Origin of the sequence: Mycobacterium sp. UM_Kg27 (assembly GCF_000972905.1) — a bacterium.
In the GTDB taxonomy this organism is placed as follows: Bacteria; Actinomycetota; Actinomycetes; order Mycobacteriales; family Mycobacteriaceae; genus Mycobacterium.
Genome location: NZ_JRMM01000110.1, coordinates 1 through 15,339, shown reverse-complemented (window position 1 = coordinate 15,339; position 15,339 = coordinate 1). Strand labels below are relative to the sequence as shown.

Genomic DNA, 15,339 nt, shown 5'->3' with positions numbered 1-15,339 from the left:
GCCCCGATGTTCACCGCGTGCCGAGCCGAGGACCGCGCTGCGCTGATCGGCTACCTGCCGACCGGCTACCCGGACGTGCCGGGCTCCATCGCCGCGTTCACCACCCTGGTCGAATCCGGTTGTGACCTCATCGAAGTCGGTGTGCCTTATTCGGATCCGGGAATGGACGGCCCGACCATCGCACGCGCCACCGAGACTGCTCTGCAGGGCGGGGTGCGGGTGCGCGACACGCTGACCGCGGTCGAGGCCATCACCAAGGCCGGCGGACGAGCCGTGGTGATGACCTACTGGAACCCGGTGCTGCGCTATGGCGTCGACGCGTTCGCTCGCGATCTGGCGTCGGCCGGCGGACTGGGTCTGATCACCCCCGACCTGATAGTCGACGAAGCAGATGACTGGATGGCCGCCTCCGAGCGGCATGCGCTGGATCGGATCTTTCTGGTCGCCCCTTCCTCGACGCCGCAGCGACTGTCCGAGACCGTCAAAGCGACCAGCGGATTCGTCTACGCCGCCTCCACGATGGGCGTCACCGGCGCCCGCAACACGGTGTCGAACGCGGCGCCGGAACTGGTGGCCAGGGTGCGTGAGGTCTCCGACATCCCGGTCGGTGTCGGGCTGGGTGTGCGCTCGGGCGCACAGGCCGCCGAGATCGGCGCCTACACCGACGGTGTCATCGTCGGTTCGGCGCTGGTCAGCGCGCTAGCCGATGGCCTGGCCGAGCTTAGGACGTTGACGCAAGAGCTCGCCTCCGGTGTGCGTCAAAAGGTTTCGATGCAATGACGTTGGACTGGCTCACCTATTTTCCCAGTCCTGCGCGCGGTGTCTGGCACCTCGGACCGGTGCCGATCCGGGCCTACGCACTGTGCATCATCATCGGCATCGTCGCCGCCCTGGTGCTCGGTGATCGCCGGTGGCGGGCCCGTGGCGGCGAGCCGGGCGTCATCTATGACATCGCGCTGTGGGCGGTGCCGTTCGGGCTGATCGGTGGTCGGCTCTATCACCTGATGACCGACTGGCGAACCTACTTCGGCGAGGGCGGCGTCGGATGGGAAGCGACGCCGCGGATCTGGGACGGCGGCCTGGGGATCTGGGGCGCGGTAGCGCTCGGTGGGGTCGGCGCGTGGATCGGATGTCGCCGCCGCGGGATCTCCCTGCCGGCGTTCGGCGATGCCGTCGCACCCGGAATCGTCCTGGCACAGGCGATCGGGCGCATCGGGAACTACTTCAATCAGGAGCTCTACGGCCACGAGACCACGCTGCCGTGGGGCCTGGAGATCTTCTGGCGCCAAGACGCCACCGGGGTCCGCGACCCGCACCTACTCGACGGCGTATCGACCGGTGAGCTCTACAAGATCGTGCAACCCACGTTCTTGTACGAATTGTTGTGGAACCTCGTGGTTTTCCTCGTGCTCATCTACGTCGACCGACGGTTCCGGATGGGTCACGGACGGTTGTTCGCCCTCTACGTCGCCGGCTACTGCATCGGCCGGTTCGGCATCGAGCTGCTCCGTGACGATGCAGCGACTCACATCGCCGGAATCCGGGTCAACTCGTTCACGTCGACGTTCGTCTTCATCGGTGCGGTGGTGTACATCCTGCTCGCAACCAAGGGGCGCGAGGACCCCGAAGCCATCCGTCGAGCATGGCAACCCGACGAAGCCGCCGACCGGGACGCTGCCGCAGTGGCAGAGCCCGAAGTCGAGTCGGACGAAGAGCACGCAGAGTCCGCCGACAAAGAGCTGATGACAGCCGGCGTCGCAAACGGTGTCGGCTCGGTGGTCCGGGTGCCGAAAAGGCTTACCGGCGAAGCCGAATTGGCAGAGGCTGACGCTGATGACGATGCCGAGGCCGCGGATGAGCCGGAGTCGGTGGTCGGCGAGTCGGATGCCGTGGCCGACGCCGAGGCCGACGAGGAAGCCGCCATTGCGGACACCGACGAAGCCGAGGAGCAAGACGACACCGAGGATTCCGAGGAACCGAAGGTAGTCCCAGAGGACGCGGCCGAGGAGTCTGCCGAACCCGAACCCGGGCCCGAACCGGAGGCGGTGGCCGACGAAGACGAGCCGGCTGACTCCGAGCCGGACAGTGACGACGGTACGGCCGCTGAGGACTCGGGCGGCGACGTCGTCGACGAATCCGACAACTCAGATGAAGCCGAACAACCCGACGAACCCGTTGACGAGGCCGCCGACGAACCGGCAGCCGACTCGGACGACTCAACCGACCCAGACGACCCGGTTCAGTCCTGACCGCGGGCCCACCGCCGCATCCGGCATTTCTGGCATGCTGAACAGATGACCGTTCCCTCGTGGCCCCCACCGGGGCCGCAGGGCGGGGGACAGCCCTACCCGCCACCGCCGGGCTACCCCGTGCCGTATCCGGGCTACGCGGACGCATGGGCGCCCCACGGCCGTCTTCCCAGGACGGGCCAGCCCTATTCGCCGAAGTCGAAAGTTACCGCCGCACTGTTGCAGTTGCTGGGGTTCTTCGGCTTTCTCGGGTTCGGACGCATATATCTGGGCCAAACCGGGCTGGGACTGGTCCAGCTGTTGATCGGTGTGTTGGCCACCATCACGACCTACGGGGTGGGCCTCGTCGTGCCGTTCGTCTGGGGTGTCGTCGACGCGATCCTGATGTTGAGCGGGCGGGTGCACGACAAGCAGGGTCGACCGCTGCGCGATGGCACCTGAACCACCGCCGCACCCGTGCGTCACAAGGTTTTTCGTTGGCCGCAACCATTCCTGAGGGAGTCGGCTCAGCCGGTCCGACTATGCTGGGCCCGTGAATAGACGCGGAAAGATCGTCTGCACTCTTGGTCCCGTGACCCACTCCGCGGAGATGGTCCGGGCACTCGTCGACGCGGGCATGGACGTGGCCCGCCTGAACTTCAGCCACGGCGACCACAAAGACCACCAGGCTTCCTATGAGTGGGTCCGCGCTGCCTCGGATGCCACCGGGCGGGCAGTCGGTGTGCTGGCCGACCTGCAGGGCCCCAAGATCCGGTTGGGGCGTTTCGCCGACGGCCCCGTCTATTGGGCCAACGGTGAGACGGTGCGGATCACCGTCGAAGACTGCCCCGGCGACCACGACCGGGTGTCGACCACCTACAAGAAGCTGGCTGCTGATGCAGCTCCGGGTGACCGGGTGCTGGTCGACGACGGCAAGGTCGGACTGGTGGTGGAGCACATCGACGGCGATGACGTGGTCTGCACGGTCACTGAAGGCGGTCCGGTCAGCAACCACAAGGGCATCTCGCTGCCCGGCATGAAGGTCTCCGCGCCGGCGCTGTCGGAGAAGGACATCGAGGACCTGGAGTTCGCGCTGCAGCTCGGCGTCGACATCGTGGCGCTGTCGTTCGTGCGCTCGCCGGCGGACGTGGAACTGGTGCACGAGGTGATGGACCGGGTCGGCCGTCGCGTCCCGGTGGTCGCCAAGATGGAGAAGCCGGAGGCCATCGAGAATCTCGAGGCCGTGGTCCTGGCCTTCGACGCCGTCATGGTGGCCCGCGGTGACCTGGGCGTGGAACTGGCGCTCGAAGAGGTGCCGCTGGTGCAGAAGCGGGTCATCCAGGTGGCACGCGAGAACGCGCGTCCGGTGATCGTGGCCACCCAGATGCTGGAATCGATGATCGAGAACTTCCGGCCCACTCGTGCGGAGGCCTCCGACGTGGCCAACGCCGTACTCGACGGCGCTGACGCAGTGATGCTGTCGGGGGAGACCGCCGTGGGCAAGCACGCTCTCGCTGCCGTGCGCACCATGAGCCGGATCATCTGTGCGGTGGAGCAGAACTCCACGGCGGCACCGCCGTTGACGCACGCTCCGCGCACCAAGCGGGGCGTGATCTCGTTCGCCGCACGCGAGATCGGTGAACGCCTGGACGCCAAGGCATTGGTGGCGTTCACCCAATCGGGTGACACCGTACGACGGCTGGCCCGGTTGCACACGCCGTTGCCGTTGTTGGCGTTCACCGCGCGCCCCGAGATTCGCAGTCAGTTGGCGATGACCTGGGGAACCGAGACCTTCATCGTCCCGCAGGCACACACCACCGACGGAATGATCCGCCAGGTGGACAAGGCACTGCTCGATCTGGGTCGTTACGAGCGCGGTGATCTGATGGTCATCGTCGCGGGCGCCCCACCGGGAACCGAGGGCTCCACCAACATGATCCACGTGCACCGACTCGGGGAGGACGACATCTAGTGCCGGCCGAGCCGAACACGGATCTCGAGGAACTGCTGACCGTACTGGATCTCAAAAGTGTCGGCGACGACGCCTTCGTCGGATCGCACCCGAGCAAGACGCCGCTACGCACCTTCGGCGGCCAATTGATGGCCCAGTCATTCGTGGCCGCCAGCCGTACCGTGGCCGAGCACCTGCCGCCCGGTGCGTTGTCAGTCCACTTCATCAACGGTGGTGATCCGGCCCGCGACATCGAATTCCGGGTGCACCGACTCCGCGACGAACGCCGGTTCGCCAATCGCCGGGTCGACGCGCTGCAAGGTGACACCTTGATCGCCACGTCGATGGTCTCCTACCTCTCTGGAGGTAGCGGGCTGGAGCACAGCGTCGAGGCGCCCACGGTCGCCGGGCCCGAGTCGTTGCCGCGGTTACGCGAACTGCTCAACGGCTACGAGGAAGTGGTCCCTGGCTTCGTCAAGGCCCCGCACCCGATCGAGTGGCGCTACACCAACGATCCAGCCTGGGTGATGCGCGACAAGGGTGGACGACTGAGCCACAACCGGGTCTGGGTCAAGGCCGACGGGACGATCCCCGACGACCCGGTCCTGCACACCGCGATGTTGGTCTATTCGTCGGACACCACGGTGCTCGACTCGATCATCACCACCCATGGGCTGTCCTGGGGCTACGACCGGATCTTTGCGGCCAGCGCCAACCACACGCTGTGGTTTCACCGGCCGATCCGGTTCGACGACTGGGTGCTGTATGCGACGTCGTCACCGGTGGCAGCCGACTCCCGGGGGTTGGGCACCGGACACTTCTTCGACCGATCCGGGCAACTGCTGGCCACCGTCACGCAAGAAGGCGTGCTGAAGTACTTCCCCAGCACTAAGCGCTAGTTCCCATGGCGCGAACCTGCGTCGCCCGGCTTCGCCGCGCTAGCAGTTCCCGCTAGGCCGGCATCAGCGCGGAGTCCGATTCCTCCTGCACCATGGGCGCGTCGGCGCCGCTGCCGAAGGTGTTCTCGAAGTGCTCCCGGAATCGTTCGGTGCACTGCTGCTGGGCGTCGGTGTCCGAACCGGCCTTGCTCATGCACGCCACATAGTCGCCGGCGCCGGCGGTCCGCCAGATGCCGACATATACGAAGATGCAGCCGATGCCGGCGATCACCGCCAGCGCACCCAAAATGATCCCGGCGAGTGCGACGCCGCCGTTGTCAGCCTCCCGCCGCTTGGCCCGGCCACGGCCGATCAGTCCGAGCACGACAGCCGCCAAGCCCAGTCCCACCCCACCGATCACCGACAACGCGGTCACGATCCCGGCGATCGCAACGATCAGGGCCGCGATGCCCGCCCCGTTCTTGAGCACCGGCGGTACCGCCGCGGGGGGATAGCCGAGGTACTGCCCGGGCACCGGCGGATACGGGTAGCCCGGCGGCGGAGGGTAGCTGGGACCGGGCGACGGCCAGGATTGCTGAGACTCAGGCGACAGCGAGGGCATGCCGGACTCGGGCATTGAGCAGACTCCAGATCAGAGCTTCACGCAGGTATCAAACAGGTCAGAACTCAAGGGTACCCGCGACGGGGCAATCAGGCCGCGGGTCGCCTGTCGCCGCTACCCGGCCTGCAGCGTAGTACCGACCTTGTGTGAAGCGCTCCGAATCTTGAGTGCGGTGACGACCTCGACAATGCCGATGACGATGAGCCAGCTGCCGACGACCACCGCCAGCACCCATAGTGACGCGAATGGTGACGCCAGCGTCACCAGACCGGCCAGCAGACTGACCACGCCCGTGAAGATCTGCCAACCCCGGCCCGGCAGCGCCGGGTCGCTGATGGCTGCCACGGCAGTCGCCACCCCACGGAAGATGAAGCCGACCGCGATCCAGATGGCCAGCAGCAGCACCGCCAGTGCTTCTTCGTCGGAGTTGAAGTGCCGGAAACACAGGACCGCCAGAATCACCGACGCGGTGCCGCTGAGGAACAGCAACACGCGTCCGCCGGCGGACATGACGGGCAGGCTGAACGCGAAGATCAACTGCGCGATTCCGGTGACCACCAGATACACACCGAGCAGCACAGCGGCGGCGATGATGGTCCGGCCCGGCCAGACCAAGATCAGCACGCCCAAGACGAGGGCCAAGACACCAGAAACCAGTGTCGACTTCCACAGATTCGGCAGCAGGCGCGAAAGCGATGTTTCCATGGTCGAAGTCTGGCACAGATGTGGCGTTCCGGCCGGGCATTGGCCGCCTCAGCGGCCCGAGATGACCTGCGTGGTCTGCCTCGCATAAGCCTCGGCGAGGAACTGCTCGACGGCTACCGCCGTGTGCGCGGCCCGGGGCGAGCCGAAAATGTCGAAAGCGTGTTGGGCCAACGGCAACTCGGCATAGACGACCGGGCTCGTGCTGACTTCCCGTAGCCGCTCGGCAAATGCTCGGCCCTGCTCCACCGGCACCAGCGAATCATTGGTTCCGTGCAGCACGAAAAACGGTGGCGCATCAGCAGATAGATACGTCATCGGGGAGGCGTCGCGGTAGGTATCGGGGAAGCGCCGCCGGCTCTGCTTGAACACGTAGGCTCCCAATGCCGGGGTCAGCAGCGGGTGCAATCCAGTCTCGCCGGTGAAGTCGTAGATGCCGTAGAACGGGACCGCCGCCCGCACGCTGGTATCGGCGTCGGCGAAACCCGGTTGGAAACGCGGATCGTTTGCGGTCAGAGCGGTTAGAGCGCAGAGGTGACCACCTGCGGAGCCCCCGGTCACCGCGACCCAGTCCGGGTCGCCGCCGTAGTCGGCGATGTGGGCTTTGGTCCACGCCAAGGCCCGCTTGACGTCGATGATGTGGTCAGGCCAAGTGGAGCGGGGGCTCAGCCGGTAGTTGATCGACACACACACCCAACCGCGTTCGACCAGGTGGGCCATCAGCGGATGTGCTTGTCCGCGTTTACTTCCCACCATCCAGGCACCACCGGGAATCTGCAGCAGTACCGGCGCGCGACCATCACGAGGCAGGTCGCGATGCCGCCACACATCGAGCGTGTTGCGGCCGCCGTACTCGCCGTAGGGGATGTCGGAGTCGGAGGCGTAGTCCCGGTAGACCCGCATCATGCGCACCACGCCGGATGCCTTGGCGATTTCCGCGTCCGACCCCGGCCGCTTCCACAGATCCCGGCTTTCGGTGCGTCGTCCCGCACCGAGTTCGGCGTCCAGAGCCGCGGTCAACGGCCTATTGGCGGTACGGCCGGCATAGTTCAGCCCCACTAAACCCAGCCAGGACAGCGCCGACAGCAGCCAGCTGGTCCGCCGAGCCCGCGGCGACAACCGCCGACTAACCGCCGCCAACGCCGCGGATTGTCCGGCGATGAGCTGCAACGGCAGCTCGGAGGCGAACAAGCCGAAGGCGAACGCGTACAGCGACGGATAACCGCGCTTGGTCAGCGGGCGATACCCGTTCACGGTGGTGGCCAGACCGGCCAGCGAACCGAGCACGGCCAAAAGCCTTCGCATTGCGCTCCTCAGCGTTGTGGGACGACCTGATTCGGCACCCTACCGAAATCGGCCGAACCACCCGCTTATGCGGTGGTCCCAGCTCGCTGAACCACCGGATCTGTGCGGCGGTCCCAGCTTCGCCTCTCCTGCGTCGAGGCTCGCTGAACCACCGGGTCAGCCCGCTGGGGTCACCGACAGCGATCGGGGCGCCGGACCGCGCGAGGCCGGGGTACGGGCGTCAACCAGAAACCAGGTGCGCATGACGCCCTTGCCCTTGACGTCGACGTCGCCGCGCTCCTCGAACACGAAGTCCTCTTTGAGTCGTTCATAGACCGGCTGCGGCACCTGGATGCGGTTCGGGGCGCCGGTCGACTCCATCCGCGAGGCCAGGTTCACCGCGTCACCCCACACGTCGTAGAAGAACCGGCGGTGGCCGACGACTCCGGCCACCACCGGGCCGGTGGCCAAACCGATCCGCAGCGACACCGGCCGGCCCAGCGGATCGCGCAGGTCGGCGATGGTCGCGGCGATGTCGAGCGCCAGCCGCGCCAGCGCGTGCAGGTGATCGGGTCTCGGGTCCGGAACGCCGCTGACCACCATGTAGGAGTCGCCGCTGGTCTTGATCTTCTCCAGGCCGTGCTGATCGACGAGCCGGTCCAAGTCGCTGTAGAGCTCGTTGAGGAACCCGACCAGCTGGCCCGGGTCGGTCTGGCTGGCCCGTCGGGTGAAGTCGGCGATGTCGGCGAACAGCACCGAGGCGTCGGGGTAGCTGTCGGCGATCACGTCCACCGCCGGGTTTTTCAGTCGCTCGGCGACCGCGGTGGGCAAAATGTTGGCCAGCAGCGCTTCGGACCGTTCGTACTCGGCCTCCATCGCCGCTTCGGCGTGAGAGATCTCGCGCAGCGCGAACCAGACCGTGGCGACCACCATGAAGCAGGCCGACACGACCACCAGCACGTAGGACAGGTTGTGCAGCCACTCCGGTTGGTGGACGTTGTCGGCGGGGACCAGGAACTGCAGGGCGATGGTCAGCCCCGCACCGATGCCGGCCACCACGGCTGCCAGTTTGATCCTGTCCACGCCCAGAATCAGCACGCTGATCGACGCCGAGGCCAGAAAATAGAACTGGATCCCCGAGCCGGTGCCCACCATCCAGCAGACGACGGCGGTCGTCGAGTAGGCAATGGCCACGAAGGTCAGGGGCGCGAGAAGCTCGCCGTAGCGGTAGAGCAGCGGTGTCAGGACCAGCCCGGCCGCGGCGACGAGATTGATCGCGCCGATCCACCAGTAGGCGGGATCAACCCAGATCTCCAGCATTCCCCAGCCCGCGCTGATGAGCGCGGCCAGCCCGGCAGCCAGCTTGAGGATCCGCAGCCGCTGCGACACCCGCGCCGTGTAATGGCGGGTGCGGGCCGGTATGCAGTGTGTGCGCCGGTAGGGGCTCTGGGCCTCGGCCGGCACCGCGAGGAACCGCTTGACGGACACAAGCGACAGCCTAATCCGCTGAGCTGGGCCGTTGGCGGTTTCACCAGGTCGGGAGCGTGAGTCTAGGGTCGGCGCTCATGGTTGTGCGTTCCGTCGCGCTGTTCGTGTTGGCTGCCGTCGCCGAGATCGGCGGGGCCTGGCTGGTGTGGCAGGGGGTGCGGGAGCACCGCGGCCTGCTGTGGGCCGGTGCCGGGGTGATCGCCCTGGGGCTCTATGGCTTCGTGGCCACCTTGCAGCCCGATGCCCAGTTCGGCCGGATCCTGGCCGCCTATGGCGGGGTGTTCGTCGCCGGCTCGCTGGCCTGGGGGATGGCGTTCGACGGCTTCCGGCCCGACCGTGCTGACATCGTGGGGGCGCTGATCTGTCTGATCGGGGTGGGCGTGATCATGTACTCGCCGCGTTGACGCAGCGTCACCCGACGGCTTCGATACCCGAACTTGAGATCACGAAGCCACGTCCGGATGACTCGACGGTGCAGGTCACCCCGGCGGCTTCCGATTGACAGGTGAACGGTCCGGCAGCCGCGCTCTGGCCGAACGGAAGAATCGGTTGATCGAACGGGGGATTGGACAAACAGTTGACGCTGTCACTGCACATCGACAACTCCCCGTCGCTGTCCATCGATACGTGCTGCGGCGGATTCACCGACATGCAGTAGGCCGCATCGGGCAGTTCCCCGCGCCGGTAATTTATTTCGCAGTTGATCCCGGCCCGCGTCCCGAAAAACGGGACAAAGGGCAAGTTGCACGATTCGCAGTCGTCGTAGCTGGGCTCGCGAGCAATCTCCTGCAGTGGGTCGCGTTGCAGGAGATTGCCGCCGATGCCGCCGTCATGGCCGGATGACGCGTCGTCGTATTGCCCGCGAGTCTTGGCCTGCACGTACTTGGTGTCGTGCGCGTGGTTCGAGATCCACAAGAGAAAGCCGACCGACACGCCCAGCAGCACCACCAGCACACCCAGCACGGACTTCCTCAAGGGCCCTCCTCGGCTGCCAGTCCCGGCGTGCCCGAGTCTAAGTTCGGCGGTGTCGGTGGGGGGCGACAATGACGATTCGCTTGAGACTCGTCGGCTCGCCGGTTGGCACGAAGCCGTCCGCGGCACATTGCGCGTTACAGCAACTCCAGGTACGCGGTTGCGCTGGTCCGATAAGCCTTCGGCCAGCGGCATTTTACGTGACGTTGGTGGTGCCCTCGGTGAGATTCGAACTCACACTGCACGGGTTTTGAATCCGTTTCCTCTGCCAGTTGGGATACGAGGGCCCAGCGCTGACGCGCGGCTTCCTACCTTAGACGATGCCCCTCGGGGTTGCCCCAGCCGGCAGCCACGACAGAATAGGGGGATGACCGAGCCCACGTCCGACAGCAGCCCACGCCCAGCCCGGCGGGTGCTGATCGCCGAGGATGAGGCGCTGATCCGGCTGGATCTCGCCGAGATGCTGCGCGAAGAGGGCTATGAGGTGGTGGGCGAGGCCGGCGACGGGCAGGAGGCCGTCGAGCTGGCCGAACTGCTGCGCCCGGACCTGGTGATCCTGGATGTGAAGATGCCGCGCCGCGACGGCATCGACGCGGCGTCTGAGATCGCCGCCAAGCGGATCGCTCCGATCGTCATCCTGACCGCGTTCAGCCAGCGCGACCTGGTCGAACGCGCCCGTGACGCCGGGGCAATGGCTTACCTGGTCAAGCCGTTCACCGCCGGTGACCTGGTCCCGGCCATCGAACTGGCGCTCAGTCGGGCCGAGGAGATCACCGCCTTGGAGCGCGAGGTCAGCAACCTCTCCGACCAGCTGGAAACCCGCAAGCTCGTCGAGCGGGCCAAGGGCGTGCTGCAGACCGCACACGGCTTCACCGAACCCGAGGCCTTCAAGTGGATTCAGCGCGCGGCGATGGATAAGCGGACCACCATGCGCCAGGTCGCCGAAGTGGTGCTGGAAAACGTCGAGGCCCCGGTCAACCCACCGGCCTGATAGTCACGCCACCAACCTCGCTGAGCCCCGTCGGGTTGGTTCAGCAAGTACGCTCGATGACGTGCAGCGCAGAATCATGGGCATTGAGACGGAGTTCGGTGTCACCTGCACCTTCCACGGCCATCGGAGGTTGTCGCCCGACGAGGTGGCGCGCTATCTGTTCCGCCGGGTGGTGTCTTGGGGACGTAGCTCGAATGTGTTCCTGCGCAACGGAGCTCGGCTGTACCTGGATGTCGGCAGCCATCCCGAATACGCCACCGCCGAGTGCGACAACCTCATTCAGCTGGTCACCCACGACCGGGCCGGTGAACGCGTCCTCGAAGACCTGCTGATCGACGCCGAGCAGCGGCTGGCCGATGAGGGCATCGGCGGCGACATCTACCTGTTCAAGAACAACACCGATTCGGCCGGCAACTCCTACGGCTGCCACGAGAACTACCTGATCGTGCGGGCCGGGGAGTTCTCCCGGATCTCCGACGTGCTGCTGCCGTTCCTGGTGACTCGTCAGCTGATCTGCGGCGCCGGCAAGGTGCTGCAGACCCCCAAGGCCGCCACGTTCTGCCTGTCCCAGCGTGCCGAGCACATCTGGGAAGGCGTCTCGAGCGCCACCACTCGGTCGCGGCCGATCATCAACACCCGAGACGAGCCGCACGCCGACGCCGAGAAGTACCGACGGCTGCACGTCATCGTCGGCGACTCCAACATGTCCGAGACCTCGACGCTGCTCAAGGTGGGCAGCGCGGCCCTGGTGCTGGAGATGATCGAGGCCGGGGTGCCCTTCCGGGACTTCTCGTTGGACAACCCGATCCGGGCGATCCGCGAAGTCAGCCACGATGTCACCGGCCGGCGGCCGGTGCGGCTGGCCGGCGGACGCCAAGCCGGTGCCCTGGACATCCAGCGTGAGTACTACGGGCGGGCCGTGGAGTACGTGCAGACCCGAGCCAGCAACCCCCAGCTCGAGCAGGTCATCGATTTGTGGGGCCGCCAGCTTGACGCTGTGGAAACCCAGGACTTCGCCAAGGTGGACACTGAGATCGACTGGGTGATCAAGCGAAAGCTGTTCCAGCGCTACCAGGATCGCTACAACATGGAGCTGTCCGATCCCAAGATCGCCCAGTTGGACCTGGCCTATCACGACATCAAGCGCGGGCGCGGAGTGTTCGATCTACTGCAGCGCAAGGGATTGGCCACCCGCATCACCACCGACGAGGAAGTCGACGAGGCGATCGACACCCCGCCGCAGACGACCCGCGCCAAGCTCCGGGGCGAATTCATCAGTGCCGCCCAGGCAGCCGGACGCGATTTCACCGTCGACTGGGTGCACCTCAAGCTCAACGACCAGGCCCAGCGCACCGTGTTGTGCAAGGACCCGTTCCGGTCGGTCGACGAGCGGGTCAAGCGCCTGATCGCCAGCATGTAGCGAACCGGTGATGACTCGGCTCAGCGGCCTGGCCGCCCTCATCCCGCTGGGCATCGCGCTGGCCGGGTCACCGGCCGCGCACGCCGGCGGCGTCGTCATCTGCCAGTTCAGCGTGGCCAAGCCGTTCGTCTACTCGGTCAATGGTGCCGACTACATGGGCAGCCGGGTCGACGTCAGCGATTGCCGGACCGATCTTCCCGGCACGCCGCTGACCCTGCAGATGCACCTGACGGCGTCCGGAGCGCCGTTGGAGCTGGCCGGCCCGTCGCACACCCTCACCTACGCCGAGACCCGTGCGGTGCACACCGGCGACAGCTTCTCGGTGGCGTTTCCCAACGACGACCGGTTGATGCCGCTGTACCCGGGCGTGTACGGCGCGAAGATGACGGCACGCACCGATCTCCCCGGCCAGCCGCGCGCCGAAGACCCCGAATTCTCGGACTACCAATGCAGCACCTGGGACTTCCCGGGCATGGCATGCACGCCGGCGACCCACATCTGAACAACCACCACGCCGCGAGCCCTTATCCTGTCTTGTCATGGCGACCGCGAAAGTCGAGCGACTCCTCAATCTCGTCATCGCGTTGCTGGCTACCCGCAGCTACCTGACCGCCGAGAAGATCCGAGCCACCGTGCAGGGCTACGGCGACAACCCCAGCGACGAGGCGTTCTCCCGAATGTTCGAGCGGGACAAGAACGAGCTGCGTGACCTGGGCATTCCGCTGGAGACCGGCAAAGTGTCGGCCTTCGAGACGGTGGACGGCTACCGGATCAACCCCGATGCCTACGCCCTGCCGACCATCGACCTGACCCGCGACGAGGCCGCCGCAGTGGCGGTCGCGGTTCAGCTGTGGCAGTCACCGGAGCTGCGCGCCAACGCCGAAGGTGCCGTCGCCAAACTGCATGCCGCCGGTGTCGAGGTGGACCCGAGGCAGGCCGACGTGCTGGTGGCGACACCCGCAGCGCTCCCGGGTATACACCGGGCCGAGCCGGCGCTGGGCGCGCTGATGGACGCCGTCCAGAACGGGCAGGCTGTGCAGTTCGAGCACCGGCCCTCACCGGTCGAGCCGTATGTCACCCGCACCCTCGAGCCGTGGGGAGTGGTCACCCACACCGGCCGCTGGTATGTGGTCGGCCACGATCGCGACCGCAACGCGATACGCACCTTCCGGCTGTCGCGGATCGGTCCGGAGGTTCGGCCGATCGGGCCCACCGGCGCCGTCACCCGGCCCGACAACGCCGACCTGCGCGCGATCGTCGCCGAGGCGGTCGGCGATGCACCCAGCGGGCTGCAGGCACGCATCTGGGTCGCCGATGTCCGTGCCGTGGCGCTGCGCCGGGCCGGCACCGTACTCGCCCGCCAGGCCCTCGCCGGCCGCGACGGCGACATCATCGGCGTCGATATAGGGACCCATGACCGGCTGGCCCGGGAGATCGCCGGCTACGGGGCCGACGCCATCGTCTTGGACCCGCCGTCGCTGCGCGACGATGTGGTGGCGCGACTGAGCGCGCGCGTGGGGGAGGTGCCGGTGTGACCCAGCTGTCGAAACGCCTGGTCCGGCTGCTGAACATGGTGCCGTATCTGAAAGCTCGCCCCGGGATCAGCAAGAAACAGGCCGCCGCCGAACTCGGCGTGAGCCTCAGCCAGCTGCAGAGCGACCTGCAGCAGCTGGTGATGTGTGGCCTGCCCGGTTACGGGCCCGGCGACCTGATCGACGTGACGTTCTATGAAGATCGCCTGGACGTGTTCGAATCCGCCGGTGTCGATCGGCCGTTGCGGCTGACGTCGCGTGAGGCCACGGTCATGCTCATGGCGTTGCGCACCCTGGTCGACATGCCCGGGATCGTCGACCCGCGGGCCGCCCGCAGTGCGATCGCCAAGATCGAGGAGGCCGCCGGCGCCGCAGCACCAGCGGCGCCCGTCTCGGTCACGCACGACGCCTCGGCCGCCGACGTGGTCCGCGACGGCGTCCAGCAACACCGAGCGTTGGCGATCGACTACTACGCGGCGTCGCGGGACAGCGTGTCGCATCGGATCGTGGACCCGATCCGGGTGGTGTTGATCGGCGCACACAGTTATCTGGAGGCGTGGTGCCGCGACTCCGAGGGGGTGCGGTTGTTCCGGTTCGACCGCATTGACGAGGTCCGCTTGCTCGACGAACCGTCGGCGCCGCCGGAGCCGGCGCGCCAGGCCGAAACCGACACCTCGCTGTTCGACGCCGACCCGTCACTGCCGGTCGCCATCGTGCGGGTGGCGCCGTCGGCGGCGTGGATGTTCGAGTACTACCCGATGCAGGATCTCGGCGAGCTCGCCGACGGCTGGCGCGAAGCCCGGCTGACCTACGCGTCCGATGAGTGGCTGATCCGGCTGCTGCTGGGTATGGGCGATGAGGTGCAGGTCAAGGCACCGGAATCGGTCGTCACAGGGCTACGTGACGCGTCGACCGCCGCACTGGCGATGTATGAGGTCAGCCTGTGACGGTCTACAACGCCGGAACCTTGGTGGCCGACCTCGTCTTCCTGGCCGTGATGGTAGGAATCGTGGTGGCCATCGTTTTTCTGGTCAAGGCCAGAGCGACGCACACTGAGCAACTGCCCGTGGTTCCGAACTGGTATCCCGATCCGGCTGACGCTGCGCAGCTGCGCTACTTCGACGGCCAGAGCTGGACGGAAGACACCCGGCCACGGGATGCACCACCGGGTTAGAGCCTCCGGCTGAACCGCCGGGTTGATGCGGCGGTCCCAGCTTCGCCTCTCCTTCGTCGAGCCTCGCTGAACCGCCGGGTTGATGCGGCGGTCCCAG

General features: G+C 66.8%; 17 protein-coding genes and 1 tRNA gene. 12 read left to right on the top strand and 6 right to left on the bottom strand.

All coding sequences use genetic code 11. The annotated features are described in order from the left end of the window. From trpA to LI94_RS16025, 5 genes are all read left to right on the top strand, one after another. Positions 1 to 780: tryptophan synthase subunit alpha (gene trpA / locus LI94_RS16045; protein WP_046301798.1), on the top strand; the 780-nt coding region annotated here is incomplete at its 5' end. Next, complete coding sequence (gene lgt / locus LI94_RS16040; RefSeq protein ID WP_082105785.1) at positions 777 to 2,249, top strand: prolipoprotein diacylglyceryl transferase; 1,473 nt, start codon at positions 777 to 779, stop codon at positions 2,247 to 2,249. The genes trpA and lgt, both read left to right, overlap by 4 nt. Before the next feature lie 45 nt (positions 2,250 to 2,294). Continuing rightward, positions 2,295 to 2,690 carry an NINE protein gene (locus LI94_RS16035; RefSeq protein ID WP_046301794.1) on the top strand — a complete coding sequence of 132 codons (396 nt, stop codon included), beginning with the start codon at positions 2,295 to 2,297 and terminating at the stop codon, positions 2,688 to 2,690. A gap of 91 nt (positions 2,691 to 2,781) precedes the next feature. Further along, positions 2,782 to 4,200 (top strand): pyruvate kinase, encoded by a 1,419-nt coding sequence (gene pyk / locus LI94_RS16030; protein WP_046301793.1) that lies wholly within the window; start codon positions 2,782 to 2,784, stop codon positions 4,198 to 4,200. Further along, complete coding sequence (locus tag LI94_RS16025; protein WP_024443087.1) at positions 4,200 to 5,078, top strand: acyl-CoA thioesterase II; 879 nt, start codon at positions 4,200 to 4,202, stop codon at positions 5,076 to 5,078. Before pyk ends, LI94_RS16025 begins: the two co-directional genes overlap by 1 nt. A 52-nt stretch (positions 5,079 to 5,130) precedes the next feature. Here the strand turns inward: LI94_RS16025 and LI94_RS16020 are convergent, their stop codons facing one another. From LI94_RS16020 to LI94_RS16005, 4 genes are all read right to left on the bottom strand, one after another. Then, positions 5,131 to 5,694, bottom strand: a complete 564-nt coding sequence (locus tag LI94_RS16020) for a DUF4190 domain-containing protein (RefSeq protein ID WP_036458242.1) — start codon at positions 5,692 to 5,694, stop codon at positions 5,131 to 5,133. A 99-nt stretch (positions 5,695 to 5,793) separates the two neighbouring features. Next, on the bottom strand, positions 5,794 to 6,384 hold the full coding sequence (locus tag LI94_RS16015) for an HdeD family acid-resistance protein (RefSeq protein WP_152664841.1): 591 nt from the start codon (positions 6,382 to 6,384) through the stop codon (positions 5,794 to 5,796). A gap of 48 nt (positions 6,385 to 6,432) precedes the next feature. Next, complete coding sequence (locus LI94_RS16010) at positions 6,433 to 7,686, bottom strand: alpha/beta hydrolase (RefSeq protein WP_082105784.1); 1,254 nt, start codon at positions 7,684 to 7,686, stop codon at positions 6,433 to 6,435. 156 nt (positions 7,687 to 7,842) lie between these two features. Further along, a complete protein-coding gene (locus LI94_RS16005; protein WP_052739958.1) occupies positions 7,843 to 9,153 on the bottom strand; it encodes an adenylate/guanylate cyclase domain-containing protein in 1,311 nt (436 codons plus the stop codon). Positions 9,154 to 9,230: 77 nt separating this feature from the next. Between LI94_RS16005 and LI94_RS16000 the strand changes: the two genes are divergently transcribed. Next, entirely contained in the window at positions 9,231 to 9,557 is a 327-nt protein-coding gene (locus LI94_RS16000) for a YnfA family protein (RefSeq protein ID WP_046301791.1), read from the top strand. Positions 9,558 to 9,564: 7 nt separating this feature from the next. Here the strand turns inward: LI94_RS16000 and LI94_RS21925 are convergent, their stop codons facing one another. Beyond that, positions 9,565 to 10,128 carry a hypothetical protein gene (locus LI94_RS21925; RefSeq protein WP_125079217.1) on the bottom strand — a complete coding sequence of 188 codons (564 nt, stop codon included), beginning with the start codon at positions 10,126 to 10,128 and terminating at the stop codon, positions 9,565 to 9,567. 207 nt (positions 10,129 to 10,335) lie between these two features. Beyond that, positions 10,336 to 10,412, bottom strand: a tRNA-Leu gene (locus LI94_RS15990). A gap of 80 nt (positions 10,413 to 10,492) precedes the next feature. Between LI94_RS15990 and LI94_RS15985 the strand changes: the two genes are divergently transcribed. The 6 genes from LI94_RS15985 to LI94_RS15960 all read left to right on the top strand — a co-directional run bounded on the left by LI94_RS15985 (position 10,493) and on the right by LI94_RS15960 (position 15,242). Next, a complete protein-coding gene (locus tag LI94_RS15985; RefSeq protein WP_024443080.1) occupies positions 10,493 to 11,116 on the top strand; it encodes a response regulator in 624 nt (207 codons plus the stop codon). Between the two features lie 61 nt (positions 11,117 to 11,177). Continuing rightward, positions 11,178 to 12,536: a Pup--protein ligase gene (gene pafA / locus LI94_RS15980; protein WP_024443079.1), complete on the top strand. Its 1,359-nt coding sequence runs from the start codon at positions 11,178 to 11,180 to the stop codon at positions 12,534 to 12,536. 10 nt (positions 12,537 to 12,546) lie between these two features. After that, positions 12,547 to 13,038 carry a hypothetical protein gene (locus tag LI94_RS15975; protein ID WP_046301790.1) on the top strand — a complete coding sequence of 164 codons (492 nt, stop codon included), beginning with the start codon at positions 12,547 to 12,549 and terminating at the stop codon, positions 13,036 to 13,038. Between the two features lie 37 nt (positions 13,039 to 13,075). Then, positions 13,076 to 14,071, top strand: a complete 996-nt coding sequence (locus LI94_RS15970) for a YafY family protein (protein ID WP_046301789.1) — start codon at positions 13,076 to 13,078, stop codon at positions 14,069 to 14,071. Beyond that, positions 14,068 to 15,015 carry a YafY family protein gene (locus tag LI94_RS15965; RefSeq protein WP_024443076.1) on the top strand — a complete coding sequence of 316 codons (948 nt, stop codon included), beginning with the start codon at positions 14,068 to 14,070 and terminating at the stop codon, positions 15,013 to 15,015. The genes LI94_RS15970 and LI94_RS15965 overlap by 4 nt, the downstream gene beginning before the upstream one ends. Continuing rightward, positions 15,012 to 15,242: a DUF2510 domain-containing protein gene (locus LI94_RS15960; RefSeq protein WP_024443075.1), complete on the top strand. Its 231-nt coding sequence runs from the start codon at positions 15,012 to 15,014 to the stop codon at positions 15,240 to 15,242. Before LI94_RS15965 ends, LI94_RS15960 begins: the two co-directional genes overlap by 4 nt. Positions 15,243 to 15,339: the final 97 nt, after the last annotated feature.